Raw genomic sequence first — 291 nt, forward strand, 5'->3', positions numbered from 1 at the left:
CACGCGCTGCTGCTGGCCGCCGCTGAGCCGGTCCGGGTACTCGTCGGCCTTGCCGGCCAGCCCGAGCCGGTCCAGCAGCTCCCGCGCCCGCTCCTCCGCCTCGGCGCGCGGCTCGCCGTGCACCCGGCGCGGCGCGAGGGTGATGTTGTCCAGCACGTTCATGTGCGGGAAGAGGTTGTACGCCTGGAAGACCACCCCGATGCGGCGGCGCACGGTGTCGGGGTCCACGCGCGGATCGGTGATGTCCTCCCCGTCGAGGAGGATCGCGCCGTCGTCGATCTCCTCCAGCAG

At 73.2% G+C, this 291-nt stretch carries 1 protein-coding gene; it reads right to left on the reverse strand.

The genetic code is table 11. The annotated features are described in order from the left end of the window. Positions 1 to 291: ATP-binding cassette domain-containing protein (locus tag J7E86_RS31495; protein WP_251019913.1), on the reverse strand; the 291-nt coding region annotated here is incomplete at both ends.

This window comes from Streptomyces sp. ISL-11 (assembly GCF_018614525.1).
Classification (GTDB): Bacteria; Actinomycetota; Actinomycetes; order Streptomycetales; family Streptomycetaceae; genus Streptomyces.